The organism is Arthrobacter sorbitolis, assembly GCF_054510995.1.
On record NZ_JBTNDM010000001.1, the window covers coordinates 655,978 to 670,255 of the forward strand.

At 69.9% G+C, this 14,278-nt stretch carries 11 protein-coding genes; 6 read left to right on the forward strand and 5 right to left on the reverse strand.

Going from position 1 to position 14,278, the window contains the following annotated elements:
* The first annotated feature begins 6 nt into the window (after window positions 1-6).
* Together ACX80K_RS03160 and ACX80K_RS03165 are read left to right on the forward strand one after the other, a co-directional pair.
* Window positions 7-483: a GNAT family N-acetyltransferase gene (locus tag ACX80K_RS03160; RefSeq protein WP_459270403.1), complete on the forward strand. Its 477-nt coding sequence runs from the start codon at window positions 7-9 to the stop codon at window positions 481-483.
* A 65-nt stretch (window positions 484-548) separates the two neighbouring features.
* Window positions 549-1,814, forward strand: a complete 1,266-nt coding sequence (locus ACX80K_RS03165; RefSeq protein ID WP_459270676.1) for an alpha/beta fold hydrolase — start codon at window positions 549-551, stop codon at window positions 1,812-1,814.
* Between the two features lie 189 nt (window positions 1,815-2,003).
* Here ACX80K_RS03165 and ACX80K_RS03170 read toward each other — a convergent pair whose 3' ends face one another.
* From ACX80K_RS03170 to coaE, 3 genes are all read right to left on the reverse strand, one after another.
* Window positions 2,004-3,080: a TerC family protein gene (locus ACX80K_RS03170; protein WP_459270404.1), complete on the reverse strand. Its 1,077-nt coding sequence runs from the start codon at window positions 3,078-3,080 to the stop codon at window positions 2,004-2,006.
* Window positions 3,081-3,443: 363 nt separating this feature from the next.
* Window positions 3,444-5,519, reverse strand: coding sequence for an excinuclease ABC subunit UvrB (gene uvrB / locus ACX80K_RS03175; protein WP_459270405.1), 2,076 nt, complete (start codon window positions 5,517-5,519; stop codon window positions 3,444-3,446).
* Between the two features lie 81 nt (window positions 5,520-5,600).
* Entirely contained in the window at window positions 5,601-6,569 is a 969-nt protein-coding gene (gene coaE, locus ACX80K_RS03180) for a dephospho-CoA kinase (protein ID WP_459270406.1), read from the reverse strand.
* Between the two features lie 123 nt (window positions 6,570-6,692).
* Here coaE and ACX80K_RS03185 point away from each other — a divergent pair, with 123 nt between their 5' ends.
* The 4 genes from ACX80K_RS03185 to ACX80K_RS03200 all read left to right on the forward strand — a co-directional run bounded on the left by ACX80K_RS03185 (window position 6,693) and on the right by ACX80K_RS03200 (window position 11,025).
* On the forward strand, window positions 6,693-8,363 hold the full coding sequence (locus ACX80K_RS03185) for a RecQ family ATP-dependent DNA helicase (RefSeq protein ID WP_459270407.1): 1,671 nt from the start codon (window positions 6,693-6,695) through the stop codon (window positions 8,361-8,363).
* Between the two features lie 157 nt (window positions 8,364-8,520).
* Entirely contained in the window at window positions 8,521-9,234 is a 714-nt protein-coding gene (locus tag ACX80K_RS03190; RefSeq protein ID WP_459270408.1) for a GAF and ANTAR domain-containing protein, read from the forward strand.
* A 10-nt stretch (window positions 9,235-9,244) separates the two neighbouring features.
* A complete protein-coding gene (locus ACX80K_RS03195) occupies window positions 9,245-9,853 on the forward strand; it encodes a hypothetical protein (RefSeq protein WP_459270409.1) in 609 nt (202 codons plus the stop codon).
* Window positions 9,854-9,876: 23 nt separating this feature from the next.
* Entirely contained in the window at window positions 9,877-11,025 is a 1,149-nt protein-coding gene (locus ACX80K_RS03200) for a class I SAM-dependent methyltransferase (RefSeq protein ID WP_459270410.1), read from the forward strand.
* A 139-nt stretch (window positions 11,026-11,164) separates the two neighbouring features.
* Here ACX80K_RS03200 and rpsA read toward each other — a convergent pair whose 3' ends face one another.
* Window positions 11,165-12,637 (reverse strand): 30S ribosomal protein S1, encoded by a 1,473-nt coding sequence (gene rpsA / locus ACX80K_RS03205; protein WP_459270411.1) that lies wholly within the window; start codon window positions 12,635-12,637, stop codon window positions 11,165-11,167.
* A 283-nt stretch (window positions 12,638-12,920) separates the two neighbouring features.
* Complete coding sequence (locus tag ACX80K_RS03210) at window positions 12,921-14,219, reverse strand: GNAT family N-acetyltransferase (protein ID WP_459270412.1); 1,299 nt, start codon at window positions 14,217-14,219, stop codon at window positions 12,921-12,923.
* Window positions 14,220-14,278: the final 59 nt, after the last annotated feature.

A 14,278-nucleotide genomic window follows, 5' to 3' on the forward strand; every position in this document is an offset into this window, starting at 1 on the left:
TGGGTCATGTCCTCGATTCGCGCAGCACGCCCGGCGGACGTGCCGGTCATCCTCCAGCTCATCCACGACCTCGCCCTCTACGAGCGGGAGCCCGACGCGGTGAAGAACACCGTCGGGTCCCTGCAGGACGCGCTGTTCGGTGAGAAGCCCACGATCTACGCGCATGTGGCGGAGGCCGGCGGGCAGGTGCAGGGCTTCGCGCTCTGGTTCCTGAACTACTCCACCTGGGAGGGCGTCAACGGCATCTACCTCGAGGACCTGTACGTGCGCCCCGAGGCGCGCGGCGCAGGGCACGGCAAGGCCCTGCTGGCCGGCCTCGCGAGGATCGCCGCGGAGCGCGGGTACGCCCGCGTGGAGTGGTCGGTCCTCGACTGGAACGAGCCGTCCATCCGCTTCTACGAACAGCTCGGCGCACGGCCGCAGTCCGGCTGGAGCACCTTCCGGCTCACGGGCAGCGCGCTCGCCGACGTCGCGGCCCTGTGACATCCGCGCCTCCGCCGGGCACCGCGCCCGACGACGGTGACCACGTCGTCGGCAGGACCGCCGTCATGCGCGGTCTGCGGGCGACCGGCCACACCTTCCGCGTGCCGCTCGACCACGGGGACCCGGCGTCGGAGCCGATCGAGGTCTTCGCCCGCGAGTACTCGTCGCTCGAGCACAGCGACGAGGCTGCCGCCCGCCTGCCCTGGCTCCTGTTCCTGCAGGGAGGCCCCGGCGGCCGCGGTGTCCGGACCACGCAGCTCTCGGGCTGGATGAAGGCCGCCGCGAAGGACTTCAGGATCCTCATGCTCGACCAGCGGGGCACGGGACGCTCGACGCCCGCCGACGCCGCGACGCTCGCGGCACTGCCCTCACCGCAGGCCCGCGCGGACTACCTGGCCCACTTCCGGGCGGACGCGATCGTGGCGGACGCCGAACTGGTCCGCGCCCGGCTGCGCAGCGGCCCCTGGACGGTCTTCGGGCAGAGCTACGGCGGCTTCTGCACGCTCACCTACCTGTCGAAGGCGCCCGAGGGCGTCGAGCGTGCCCTCGTCACGGGCGGCCTCGCTCCCCTGACCGGCCATCCCGACGAGGTCTACCGGGCGACGTTCGCCCGGGTCGAGGAACGCAACCGGGAGTACTTCTCGTGGTACCCCGAGGACCGGGAGCTGACGACACGCGTCGCCCGCCACCTCGCAGCGGTGGAGGAGTTCCTCCCCAGCGGGGAACGCCTGACGGTGCGGCGCTTCCAGATGGTGGGCTCGTTCCTGGGCGGGAACACGAGGGTGCACGGCCTGCACTACCTGCTGGAGGACGCCTTCACCGCCGCACCCGACGGGCCCCGGCTGTCCGCGACGTTCCTCGAGCAGGTCCAGGGCATCGTGAGCCGGGCGTCGCAGCCGCTCTACGCCCTGATGCACGAGTCCATCTACTGCCAGGGCTTCGCGTCGGGCTGGTCGGCCGGGCGCGTGCTCGACGAGTACCCGCAGTTCCGCGACGACGCCGCGGAGATCCTGTTCACCGGCGAGATGGTGTACCCCTGGTACTTCGAGGAGGATCCCGCGCTGCGGCCGCTCCGCGACGTCGCGCACGTGCTCGCGGCGAAGGACGACTGGGGCAGCCTGTACGACGGCGATGTCCTCGCGACCAACACCGTGCCGGTCGCCGCCGCCGTCTACCGCCACGACATCTACGTCGACAGGGATCTGTCCCTGGCGACCGCAGCAGCGGTCCGCAGGCTCGAGGTGTGGGAGACGGACGAGTTCCACCATGACGGGATCGCCGACGACGGCGAGGCGATCTTCGAACGGCTGCTCGGGATGACGCGCGCCTGACCCACCGCGTCCGGTCGGTTCCGCAGGTCGGGCCGGAGGCCGGCGGGGCCGCCGACCCTGCGGGCGGACGGGTTGGTCGACCGTCGGGCGGTCGGGGCGGGCCGGCAGGTACGTTCGGCCGTCATACGCGGAAGGACCCCGCGTGGTGCGGGGTCCTTCCGGTGTGCGCTTCCCGGCCGGGGCCGGGAGCTAGCGGCGGGGTTCCTTCGCGCCGGCCTCGTCGGCCGCCTCGTCGAGTCCGTCGTCGACCGCGGAGGGCGTCCCGGTCGACGTGCCGGAACGCACGGCGGCCTTCTCGTCGGCCTTGGACTTGACCAGGCTGGCGATGACGGCGACCACGATCGTCGCGATGATCACGGCGAGGGACACGAACGTCGGGATCTCGGGGGCCCACTCGATGTGCTCGCCGCCATTGATGAACGGCAGTTCGTTGACGTGCATCGCGTGGAAGACGAGCTTCACCCCGATGAAGGCGAGAATCACCGAGAGGGCGTGCTTCAGGTAGATGAGGCGGGTCATCAGGCCACCGAGGAGGAAGTAGAGCTGGCGCAGGCCCATGAGGGCGAAGATGTTCGCGGTGAACACGATGAACGCGCTCTGCGTCAGGCCGAAGATCGCCGGGATGGAGTCGACGGCGAAGAGCAGGTCGGTGAGCCCGATCGTCACGAAGACGATGAGCATGGGGGTGAAGACCTTCTTGCCGTCGACGACGGTGCGTACCTTGTTGCCGTCGTAGGACTCGGACATCGGCAGGACGGACCTGAGCTTCGCGATCAGCTTGTTGTCCCCCGCGTGCTCCTCGTCCTCACCGGAGTCGGTGGCCTGCTTGTACGCGGTGTACAGGAGGAAGGCACCGAAGATGTAGAAGATCCAGCTGAAGTTCTCGATGACCGCCGCACCGAGCGCGATGAAGATGCCGCGCAGGATCAGCGCGATGATGATGCCCACCATCAGCACTTCCTGCTGGTACTTCCTGGGCACGGAGAACCGCGCCATGATGATGATGAAGACGAACAGGTTGTCGATGCTCAGGCTGTACTCGGTGATCCAGCCGGCGATGAACTGCCCGCCGTACTCCGGGCCCGTGAAGAAGAACATGAGGGCCGCGAACACGAGCGCGAGCCCCACGTAGAAGGCGACCCACAGGCCGGCCTCCTTCATGGAGGGCTCGTGGGGCCGCTTGACGACGAGCAGCAGGTCGAACAGCAGGATGATCCCGAGCACGACGAACGTGCCGATCTCGAACGCCAGGGGCAATGCGGGCATGGAATACCTTCCGGAGGGTGGAGTCGATCGCCGTAAGTCTCTCCGCCGCGGCACAGTGCCGTCTCGCCGCTACGTCCGGCAGGCCGACGATGCCCTGCGTGTTGACGTCCGTAGCGCTTGGGATACTCCCCTACGTCGGGTCAATGGTACCCGGGCGGACGAGAAGCGCGCGAATACCGTGCACGGGTTGTGTCGACACATCGTCCCTTGACGGGATCGTCGCGGTCCCCGTCGCCGGTCCGGACCCCAAGCGCACGGACCCTCCGATAGGACGACCCGCCGCCGACCCGACCGCCGCCCGGCCGACTCGCCCGGACCCTGCCCCGAGGAACGCCGTGGGCAGGGCCCGCGTCGGACCTCCGGTCAGGCGTGGCCGGCGGACTGCATCTGCCGGAGTTCCTTCTTCAGGTCGCCGACCTCGTCGCGCAGCCGCCCGGCCAGCTCGAACTGCAGCTCGGCCGCGGCCGCATGCATCTGGTCCGTGAGCTGCTGGATCAGGTCGGTCAGGTCCTCGGCGGGCACCGACGCGAGGCCCTCGTGCCGCCCGACGCCCTTCTTCGGCTTCCGGGACTTGCCTGCTTCCTCGAGCAGGGCGCGTGTGTCGGCGTCCTCGCGGTTGATGGTGTCGGTGATGTCCGCGATCCGCTTCCTGAGCGGCGTGGGATCGATGCCGTGCTCCAGGTTGTGGGCCACCTGGATCTCGCGGCGCCGGTTCGTCTCGTCGATCGCGCGCTCCATCGAGTCCGTGATGCGGTCCGCGTACATGTGGACCTCCCCGGACACGTTGCGTGCTGCGCGTCCGATCGTCTGGATGAGCGAGGTCGCGCTCCTCAGGAAGCCCTCCTTGTCCGCGTCGAGGATGCTCACGAGCGACACCTCGGGAAGATCGAGCCCCTCCCGCAGGAGGTTGATGCCGACCAGGACGTCGAAGGTCCCCATCCGCAGTTCCCGCAGCAGCTCCACCCGCCGCAGGGTGTCGACGTCGGAGTGGAGGTACTCGACCTTGACCCCGTGCTCGAGGAGGTACCCCGTGAGGTCCTCGGCCATGCGCTTCGTGAGCGTGGTGACGAGGACGCGCTCGTTGATCGCCGTGCGCTTCCGGATCTCGTCGAGCAGGTCGTCGATCTGCCCCTTGGTGGGCTTGACGACGACCTCGGGGTCGATGAGACCGGTCGGCCGGATGATCTGCTGCACGAAGCCGTCCGCCTTGCCCAGCTCGTACTTGCCCGGCGTTGCGGACAGATAGACCGTCTGCCCGATGCGGTCCTGGAACTCGTCCCACTTCAGCGGGCGGTTGTCCATGGCGGACGGCAGCCGGAACCCGTGGTCCACGAGGGTGCGCTTCCGTGACGAGTCGCCCTCGTACATGGCGCCGATCTGCGGGATGGTCACGTGCGACTCGTCGACGACCAGTAGGAAGTCGTCGGGGAAGTAGTCGAGCAGGCAGTGCGGCGCCGAGGCGGGATCACGGCCGTCGATGTGCCGCGAGTAGTTCTCGATGCCGTTGCAGAACCCCATCTGCTGCATCATCTCGAGGTCGTAGGTCACGCGCATGCGGAGGCGCTGAGCCTCGACGAGCTTGTTCTGCGACTCGAGTTCCGCCAGGCGCTGCTGCAGTTCGTCCTCGATGTCCTTGATCGCCCGCGTCATGCGGTCCTCACCGGCGACGTAGTGGGAGGCGGGGAACACGTACATCTCCTCCTCCTCCCGGATCACGTTCCCGGTCAGCGGGTCGAGCGTGTAGATGTTCTCCACCTCGTCCCCGAAGAACTCGATGCGCAGCGCGTGCTCCTCGTACATGGGGATGATCTCGACGGTGTCCCCGCGCACCCGGAATGTGCCGCGGTGGAAGTCCATGTCGTTCCGCGTGTACTGCATCCCTACGAACTGCCGCAGCAGCGAGTCACGGTTCATCTGGTCGCCGCGGTGCAGCGTGACCATCTTGTTGATGTACTCCTCGGGCGTCCCCAGCCCGTAGATGCAGGAGACGGTGGCGACGACGATGACGTCGCGGCGCGTGAGCAGGGCGTTGGTCGCGGAGTGCCGCAGGCGCTCGACCTCCTCGTTGATGGAGGAGTCCTTCTCGATGAAGGTGTCCGTCTGCGGGACGTAGGCCTCGGGCTGGTAGTAGTCGTAGTAGGAGACGAAGTACTCCACCGCGTTGTTGGGCAGCAGTTCCCGGAACTCGTTGGCGAGCTGCGCGGCGAGGGTCTTGTTCTGCACCATGACCAGGGTGGGGCGCTGGACCTGCTCGATCAGCCAGGCGGTCGTGGCGCTCTTGCCGGTACCGGTGGCGCCGAGCAGGACGACGTCCTTCTCCCCCGCGTTGATGCGCTCCGCGAGTTCCTTGATGGCGGTGGGCTGGTCGCCCGCGGGCGTGTACTCGCTGATGACCTCGAACGGAGCGACGACTCGCTTGATATCCTGCGCAAGACTCATGCCTCAACGGTAGTCGCTGCCGGCGACACTTCCACCAGGATCTGCTGGCGGCTGAACCCCTCGCGGCCCGGCCGCAGCGCCTCAGGCGGACGGCGGAGGACGGACCACGGTCACCGTGGCGTCGACGGCCGGATCGGCGGCGCGATGTACGGCCCCGCCGCCCACGCCGGACCCGTCCCCGGCGCGTCGGCCGCCCCGGACGCGGGGGTATCCCGCCAGCACCAGGGCCGCGGTGACGGCCGCGGCATCGGCGTCCGCCGCAAGGGTCACCTGCACGCCCGTCGGACCGTCGTCCGGCTCGCCGTCGGGAGGGCTGCCGGGCTCCACCGAGGCGCCGGGAGGGAGTACCGCGAGCAGCTTCGCCCGGATGCGCCGGCCCAGGCCGCTCGTGCCGGCGAGCCCGGCGGCGAGCGGGCCCGCCGGATCGGCGGCCGGGACGCCGGCGGACAGGTTGTCCCGGAACGGCACGATCCTGCGGTACCAGAGGGCGTCCGTCGCGGCGAGGAGCTCGTCCAGGGTCCCGTCGTTGGCGAGGACGGCATCGGCCTCCCGCAACCGCTCGGCGCGGGACGCCTGGGCGGCGATGCGGCGGCCGGCGTCGCCGGGATCCATGCCGCGGTTCCGGACCATCCGCCCCATGCGCTCCTCGTCCGGCGCGTCGACGACGACGACGAGGTGGAAGCGCGCCGCCTGGCCGGTCTCGACGAGTAGCGGGATGTCCTCGACCACGACGGCGTCCCCGGGCGCCCCGTCGACGATCGCCGTGGCCAGGGCCCGCACCCGCGGATGCACGATCGCGTTGAGCCGCTCCCGCGCGGAGGCATCGGCGAAGACCAGGGCACCGAGCGCGGGCCGGTCGAGCGCGCCGTCAGGGCCCAGGACGCCCCGGCCGAAGGCCGAGACGACCTCGTCCAGGCCGGGCGACCCCGGCGCGACCGCCTCGCGGGCCAGGAGGTCGGCATCGACGACCACCGCGCCGAGGTCGGCGAGGCGGCGGGCCACCACCGACTTCCCCGCGGCGATCCCTCCGGTCAGTCCGATGCGCAGCATGGGCCAACCCTAGCCCGGCGTCCCCCGCATCCGCTGTCAAGACCGCGCAGGAGCGACGGTCCCCGCGGGCGAGTGTCGGTGCCCCTGAATACGCTGAAGGCACCGCCGTCCCCGAGGAGTACCGTGACCATCACCCTGCACGACCTTCGATCGACCGCCGCCACCACCTTCGGCTGGGAGGACCTGCGCCCCGGCCAGGAGCGCGCCATGGAAGCGGTCCTCGAGGGCAGGAGCGTCCTCTGCGTCATGCCGACCGGCTCCGGGAAGTCGGCCATCTACCAGGTGCCCGCCCTGACGCTGCCCGGCGTCGCCGTCGTCGTCTCGCCGCTGATCGCACTGCAGCACGACCAGGCCGAAACGATCAACGAGACCTCGGGCTCCACCCGCGCCTACGTCATCAACTCGGGGATGACGAAGACCGAGCTCGACGCCGCCTGGGCGGCGGCAGCCGACCGCGACGAGGCGACGCGCGCGAAGTTCCTCTTCCTCGCACCCGAGCAGATCGCACGCGACGACGTCGCCGCACGGCTCCGCTCGCTCGACGTGTCGCTCGTGGTCGTCGACGAGGCGCACTGCGTCGCGTCCTGGGGCCACGACTTCCGGCCCGACTACCTGCAGCTGGGCCACCTGCTCAGGGATCTCAGGGTGCCGGTGGTCGCCCTCACCGCGACGGCCTCGCACCCCGTGCAGACGGAGATCACCGAACGGCTCCACCTGGCGGACCACGCGGTGATCGTGGAGGGCTTCGACCGCCCCAACCTGTCCCTGGACGTCGTCCAGCACGTCGACGGTGCCGAGAAGGAGCGTGCCGTCCGCGACCAGGTCCTGGCCCTCGAGGGACCCGGCCTCGTGTACACGGCGACGAAGAAGTCCGCCAACGCCCTCGCCGCGGAACTGCAGGAGCGCGGACGGCGGGCCGACGTCTACCACGCCGGGCGGCTCAAGAAGGAACGCCGGGCAGTGCACGAGGGGTTCCTCGACGGCTCCATCGACGTGGTCGTCGCGACGACCGCCTTCGGCATGGGCATCGACAAGCCGGATGTGCGCTTCGTCCTCCACGCGGACATCTCGGATTCCCTGGACAGCTACTACCAGGAGATCGGCCGGGGCGGGCGGGACGGGCTCGCGTCGAGGGCGATCCTGCACTACCGCCCGGAGGACCTGTCCCTTCGCCGCTTCTTCGCCGCGAAGTCCGTCAACCGCACCCAGCTGAGAGAGCTGTTCGCGCTCCTCGCCGTCCACGGCAAGCCCGTCAAGGCCAAGAAGCTGAGGGAGCTCTCCGGCCTGGCGCCCCGGAAGCTGGCAGGGCTCCTCAACCTGCTCGAGGCGTCCGGCGCCGTCGGCGACGGCGTGAAGGGTTACCGGGCGAGGAGGATGTCCACCTCGGACGCGGTGGCGGCGGCGGTGGAGCAGGCGGAGCGTCGTGAGCGCATCGACCGGTCGCGCGTCGACATGGCCCGCCGGTACGCGGAGACCAGGGGCTGCCGGCGGCAGTTCCTGCTGGCGTACTTCGGCGAGGAACTGCCGGAGGCCTGCGGCAACTGCGACAACTGCTCCCGGCAGGAGCAGGCCGGAACCGTGCCGGAGCCGGCCGGAGCGGGCGCCGACCCGCAGGCGGACGTCCCGTTCGAGGTCGACACCGACGTCGAACACCCCGAGTGGGGACGCGGGACGGTCATGGGCTACGAGGAGGGCATCATCACCGTACTGTTCGGATCGGTGGGCTACAAGACGCTCTCGACCGAGCTGGTCGAGGAGAAGGAGCTGCTCGCGACCGTCCCGTCCGGGAACTGAGGCGGACGGCGCGAACGGCTGTCGCTGTGCACCTCCTCGTGATCGCCCGTATCCGCTCCCGGAATGCGCATCCCGATGCAGCCGGGCCTGCTGGGTCCCCTGTGTATCCTGATACTCCGTACCCGATCGAATCCGCTCTGCTGCCGAGGCTGGAACTGTGACTTCACCCATCGAAGAACTGACGTTCGTCTTCGCCAGACTCAAGGGCCTCCTGCTGACCGAGGGCACGGCAGGGCGCGCGGTCGAGGATCTCGCCGAGGCCGTCAAGAGGTCGATCCCCGGATCGCTCGGAGCGGGTGTCTCCCTCATCGACGATCAGGGCCGCAGGCGGAGCACCGGGTACACCGACGACGTCGTCGCCGAAGCCGATGCGCTCCAGTACGCACTGAGCCAGGGCCCGTGCCTCACCGCCTGGGCCGCCGAGGACACGGTACAGATCGACGACGTCCGTTCGGACGACCGCTGGCCCCTCTGGCAGGAGGCCGTCCGGCATCTCCCCCTGCGATCGACCCTCAGTACGCCTCTCGTGCACAGCGGGAGGAGCATCGGCGCACTCAAGGTCTACTCCCCGTTCCCGTCGGCCTTCTCCCTGCACGATCGCCGGCAGCTCGTGCTCCTCGCGTCCCCTGCGGCGACGCTGCTCGGGAACGTCCAGCCGGACAGCTCCCCGGCTGCGGCGAGCAAGGCACTGCGCGACGCCCTCGACACGCGCGACCTCATCTCCACGGCCCGCGGCATGCTGATGGAACGGCAGGGGCTCGACGCCGACGCAGCGATGCGACGGATGCTGTCCGAGGCGTCGACCACGAGCGTGGACCTGCGGACGGTCGCGCAGTCCGTGATCAACGGCACCGCCGGCACCTCGTACTAGGGCGCTGCACGTGGAGAACCATCCGGACCACGAGTACCAGCGCATCCACCTCCTCCGGGCCATCCGCCACGCGCAGATCGACCCCGGTGAACTGTGGCTGCACTACTTCGGGCTGGCAGGTGATGCCGGGGAGTACGAGGTCGAGGCCTATCTGCACGGCTCCTTCACCCTCCCGCCCCTGCAGCGCGATCTGCTCGCGCATGCGGCGAACGAACTGATCGATCGCCTGCCCGCGCCGCCCCGCGCGCCGTACAGCACGGATCTCGTGGACGACGGCGGGACGGACGGTCACCCGGCGGACGACGGCGGGACGGACAGTCACCCGGCGGACGACGGCGGGACGGACAGTCACCCGGCGGACGACGGATCGGTGTCCGTCGCCTCCCCGGGGGAACCCGGCGGGACGTCGCTCGACTGGCTCCTCGGCACGAGGGCCGGAGGGGCCTCCGCCCCGAACGGTACCGGCAGCGGCGGCGGCAGCACCGGCACGAGTGGCACGAGTGGGACGGACGATACCGTCGACGGCAGGGACAGTACCGGCGCGGAGCGTCCGACGACGCACCTGCCCGACGGCCCGGACAGCCCGGGCGGTCCCGAGTCCGGTGCGGGCACCTCCTGACCGAAGGCGGGCCGGCACCTAGGATGGACAGGGTGATCCCGTTCAGCCTGGACCTCCTGCGCCGCCGTCCCGACATCGAGGCACAGGAACTCGTGGCCGTGGACGCAGCCGATCGGCTGCTCCTCGACACCGCCGCAGGTGGCCTCGGTCCCCACGGCCGCATCGCCACGATCAACGATGCCTACGGCGCCCTCACCCTCGGCGCGGCAGAACTGTCCGGCGCTCGCGTCCGCGCCTTCCAGGACGGCATCGTGCACGAGCGGGCCCTCGCGCTGAACGCCGCGGACCAGGGGATGCAGGGGTCCTACCGGTCCTGTCGGCTGGACGCCGAGCTGCTCGACGGCGTCTCCACGGTCCTGCTGCGTCTGCCCCGCTCCCTCGACGAACTGGACGAGATCGCCCGGACGATCGCGCAGTTCGCGCGTCCGGAAGTGCAGGTCCTGGCCACCGGCCGGGTCAAGCACATGACGCCGGCCATGAACACGGTGCTCGGCCGGTACTTCTCGGACGTCACAGCGGGTCTCGCCCGGCAGAAGTCCCGCGTGCTCGTCGCCACCGGTTCGCGGCCCGTCGGCGGGTCCTCCTTCCCGCGGGGCGCGCGGTACGACGTCGGCCTCGCCGGGCCTCTCGAGTTGCGCGCCTACGGCGCGACGTTCGGCGGCGCCGCCCTCGACCCGGGTACGCGGCTGCTGCTCCCCCACCTCCGCGGGCTGACGGACCCGACGGCCGGGCCCGATCCGGCGGAGGTCGTCGACCTGGGCTGCGGGAACGGGGCGATCGCCGCCTACCTCGCCCTCTGCCATCCCCGCCTGCGTGTCCATGCCACGGACCAGTCGGCCTCGGCGGCGGCGTCCACGCTCGCCACGGCGGCAGCCAATGGCGTGGCGGACCGTGTCAGGGTGAGCCGGGACGACGCCCTGTCGACGGTCCCGGACGCCTCGGCGGGTGTCATCGTCCTGAACCCGCCGTTCCACATCGGCAGCACCGTGCACGCGGGTATAGCCCATCGGCTCTTCGACGCGTGCGCCCGCGTCCTGGCGCCGGGAGGCGAGCTGTGGACGGTGTGGAACAGCCACCTCCGCTACCGGCCCGTCCTCGAGCGGGTCATCGGTCCCACACGCCAGCTCGACCGTTCGCCCCGCTTCACCGTCACCGTGTCGAAGCGCCGGTAGCCCGCGGGTCCCCGATACCCGAACCCGTCACGTCCGTGCCTTCTCCGCCCTGCACCCGGGCGACACACAGGGAGGGCCCCCGCCGATCGGCGGGGGCCCTCCCTGTGTCCTGCTGCGGGGTTCTGCTGTGATGCGGTGCTTACGCCCCGGTCAGCTTCTCGCGCAGTGCCGCGAGAGCCTCGTCGGAAGCGAGCGTTCCCGAACCGGAGTCCGCGACGACGGGCTCCGAGGAGTAGCTCGTCGAGTTCGACTCGACGGGCTCGTTCGCTGCAGCGGCGTCGTCGGACGCGTGCTGCACGACCTGCTTCTTGTGCGACTCCCAGCGTGACTGGGCCTCGGCGTACTGGGCTTCCCAGGCGGCGCGCTGGGTCTCGTAGCCCTCGAGCCATTCGTTCGACTCGGGGTCGAAGCCCTCGGGGTACTTGTAGTTGCCCTCTTCGTCGTACTCGGCGGCCATGCCGTAGAGCGCGGGATCGAACTCGGTGCTGTCCGCGTCGACGCCCTCGTTGGCCTGCTTGAGGCTGAGGGAGATGCGGCGGCGCTCGAGGTCGATGTCGATGACCTTGACGAAGAGCTCGTCACCCACGGAGACGACCTGCTCGGCCAGTTCCACGTGGCGGACGGCGAGCTCCGAGATGTGCACGAGGCCCTCGATGCCGTCCTCGACGCGGACGAATGCGCCGAAGGGGACGAGCTTCGTGACCTTGCCGGGCACGACCTGGCCCAGAGCGTGCGTGCGGGCGAAGGTCTGCCAGGGGTCTTCCTGCGTGGCCTTCAGCGAGAGGGAGACGCGCTCGCGGTCGAGATCGACCTCGAGGACCTCCACAGTGACTTCCTGTCCGACCTCGACGACCTCGGACGGGTGGTCGATGTGCTTCCAGGACAGCTCGGAGACGTGCACGAGGCCGTCGACTCCGCCGAGGTCCACGAAGGCACCGAAGTTGACGATCGAGGAGACGACGCCCGGACGGACCTGGCCCTTCTCGAGCTTGTTGAGGAACGTGGAGCGCACCTCGGACTGGGTCTGCTCGAGCCACGCACGACGCGACAGCACGACGTTGTTGCGGTTCTTGTCGAGCTCGATGATCTTCGCTTCGATCTGCTGGCCGATGTACGGAGCCAGGTCGCGGACACGACGCATCTCGACGAGGGACGCGGGCAGGAAGCCGCGCAGGCCGATGTCCAGGATGAGGCCACCCTTGACGACCTCGATGACGGTGCCGGTGACGACGCCGTCCTCTTCCTTGACCTTCTCGATGTCGCCCCAGGCACGCTCGTACTGAGCGCGCTTCTTGGAGAGGATCAGGCGGCCTTCTTTGTCTTCCTTGGTGAGAACCAGAGCCTCGACCTGATCGCCCACGGAGACGACGTCCCCGGGATCGACGTCGTGCTTGATGGAAAGCTCGCGGGAAGGAATGACACCCTCGGTCTTGTAACCGATGTCGAGCAGGACCTCGTCGCGGTCGACCTTGACGACGGTACCTTCGACGAGATCTCCGTCGTTGAAGTACTTGATCGTGGCGTCGATCGCTGCGAGGAAGTCCTCAGCGGTGCCGATGTCGTTGATCGCGACTACGGGGGCACCTTGCTTCTCGGTGGTGGTGATGGTCATGTAGTTGGGGCTCCGTTGTGGATGATGACTTGCTCCGGTCATGGCAGAGACCGCGATTCCGGCGGGGCCGGGAGCGGGTTCCGATGTCCGGATGTGGACGAAATGGAAAGAACCTCGAGAGGTTCGTGAGGAGTACTGCGCCCCACGGGCTTCCGATCTGCATCGGGACCCGACGAAGCGCACTACGCGCCTGCTCAGTCTAGCCGCGGGGTCCAACACCGTCAAAGCAGCGCGGAGCCCCCGCGACGTGGGCCACGGCCGCCCGCGGACGGGGGACCTGCGCCTAGAAGTGGGTGATGCAGTAGGGCTCCTGCGGGCGCCCGAAGAGGGAATCGAGCAGGGTCACGGCGTCGTCCGCGTGCGCGATCAGACCGCCGGCCTCCGCGAGTGTGGAGGCCTGCACCCCCCCGAGGTACAGCGAGCCGAGGGCGTTGGCGGTCAGCGTGGCGTCCGGCGCGGCCGCCGCCTCGGCGGGTGCCACCTGCGCGGCGCCGTCGACGACAGACAGGAGGTAGGTGCCGTCCACGAGGCCGTGATCGTCCACCACGTCCAGCACGATCCTGCCGCTGCCCCGGTACGAGCGCGTCCCGAGGGCCGCCGGCACGTCGAGCAGCCGGACCCACAGCACGTCGTCGGTGCCCTTGACCTGGTAGCAGCGCCGGTCGCGCAGGGCCCACGGCAGGACGTCGTCGCGCCGTGCACCGTCCCAGGTGATGCGCTCCACGAGGTCGAGCGAGCCGAGGTAGCGCCACAGCTCCAGGTAGGCCGACGGTGTGGAGGCGACGAGGTCCATGACCTTCATCGTGTACGGCGTCGTCTCCCAGCCGGCGAACCGGTAGCTGACGTAGCCCACCGGCTCCCCCGCGTCGTCGTAGTGCACGGCCATCCGCACCGCACGGTCGACCACGGGGCGTTCGCGGCCCCATTCGCCCGAGACGCGACGGGCGACGGCGTACTGCCGGGCGACGGAACCGAAGGTCACGGCCTGGAATTCGTCGAAGATCCTCTCGGCGAGGGCGACGGCGTGCTCCCGGGCGACCAGCGTCGTCGTGCCGGCCGCCGGGGCCGTGATCTCGAACCGTTCGCGGACGTCGACCTCGATGCTCTGCGTGAACGTGGCGCAGCCGAACCCGAAGCGACCGTAGATCGTGGCCTCGGAGGCCGTCAGGATCGCGAGCGGCAGTCCGCGATCCTTCGCCTCGCGCAGGTCCCGCATCATCATGGAGCGGAGGATCCCGCGGCGCCGGTGGGTGGTGCGGACGGTCACCGCGGTGATCTGGTGTGCGTCGAGCTGCGCCGCCCCGACGTTGAGCGGGTGGACCATGGTGCCGTAGGTGGCGACGGGCTGGTCGGCGCCGAGGGCCTCGGCGGGCTGGGCCCTGTCATGCACGCCCCACAGCACGCGCCCGTCCGCCTGATAGGCGGCCAGGTAGTGGACGAGGTCCTCGGGGTCGAGCGTCCCCTCGTGGAAGCCGATGCTCTCGGCGTCGAGCCATTTCGCGAAGCGGCCGTCCGCCGAGGCGTCCTCGTCGGCGCCGGGGGTGAAGGTGTCGGTCTGCAGGTCGGGGGTGTAGTGGCTCACACCTCACCACCCTAGCCGCGGCGGTCCCGGCCGACCAGAGCACGCCGTGGGCCCCACCC

Excerpts from the sequence above, each read along its gene's own strand:
- ACX80K_RS03165 (WP_459270676.1), top strand. The coding sequence starts at position 549 with ATGCGCGGTCTGCGGGCGACCGGCCACACCTTCCGCGTGCCGCTCGAC.
- uvrB (WP_459270405.1), bottom strand. The coding sequence starts at position 5,519 with ATGAGTCTTGCGCAGGATATCAAGCGAGTCGTCGCTCCGTTCGAGGTC.
- ACX80K_RS03200 (WP_459270410.1), top strand. The coding sequence starts at position 9,877 with ATGGACAGGGTGATCCCGTTCAGCCTGGACCTCCTGCGCCGCCGTCCC.
- rpsA (WP_459270411.1), bottom strand. The coding sequence starts at position 12,637 with ATGACCATCACCACCACCGAGAAGCAAGGTGCCCCCGTAGTCGCGATC.
- ACX80K_RS03170 (WP_459270404.1), bottom strand. The coding sequence starts at position 3,080 with ATGCCCGCATTGCCCCTGGCGTTCGAGATCGGCACGTTCGTCGTGCTC.
- coaE (WP_459270406.1), bottom strand. The coding sequence starts at position 6,569 with ATGCTGCGCATCGGACTGACCGGAGGGATCGCCGCGGGGAAGTCGGTG.
- ACX80K_RS03160 (WP_459270403.1), top strand. The coding sequence starts at position 7 with ATGTCCTCGATTCGCGCAGCACGCCCGGCGGACGTGCCGGTCATCCTC.